1 pseudogene is annotated in these 829 nt (G+C 31.6%); it reads right to left on the bottom strand.

The features are described 5' to 3' along the window. Positions 1-442: 442 nt before the first annotated feature. Positions 443-829: pseudogene (locus tag K0039_RS20080) on the bottom strand (BMP family ABC transporter substrate-binding protein); the annotation flags it as partial.

Here is an 829-nt window from a genome sequence, read left to right as displayed (position 1 = left end):
GTTCTCGTTCACATAAGTTCGCTACTACCTATGCAGTTCTCTTATGAACTTCTTACACTTTCATGTAAGCACAGACTATATCTTTTCCTTAGGCATTATCCGTTAAGGTCTACCCACTTCCACTACCATTAGATTGTATTTTACTTCCCTCTATAGGAATACTCGTTGAAGTTTCTACTATTCGGAGCTTACATGCTTAATGTCCGTTGTAACGTACTTAGGATTTAACCGTATACCATCTAACCAATTTTTTCTACTTTCGTAACTTTCACACTTAGGTTTATTTCATCCTTATGTTTTAGTTTGGTTAGCTTTAGGGGTTTTTAGCAATTCAAGTAGTATTGGATAGGTTCTATCCTATCTCTACATATAGGTTTCCCTATATGCTGACTATTTTAGCTACTAACTCATGACTAAAGTCACGAGTGTGCGTAGCTATTTTTTAATCAAAATCTTCGTCAGCCCTTTTTAAGGCTGATAGTACATTATTATTATATGATTCATTATTTAAGTTTTCAGTATCTAATAATACTCCAACAGTTTTTCTTACATATAAATCATCTTCTGTCTCATCTTCTTTATTCTTACTTTTACTATTTGATTTATCCTTTTCTGCTAAAGTCGGTACATTTTTAGACTCACTCTGTTTTGATTTAGCACTATCTATATTAGAATTATTCTTATTTACTTTATCAAACCCAAAATCAAAATTACATATAGCTAATATAAAAATTGTAAAAACTACCACAAAGCAAACCATCAATATCCTTTTTATTTTCACAAAATTCACTCCCTGATTTAGATAGGCATTACCTACCTCTACATATGC

This window comes from Terrisporobacter mayombei (genome assembly GCF_020748465.1).
Classification (GTDB): Bacteria; Bacillota; Clostridia; order Peptostreptococcales; family Peptostreptococcaceae; genus Terrisporobacter; species Terrisporobacter mayombei.
This window is presented reverse-complemented; position numbering and strand designations above follow the sequence as displayed.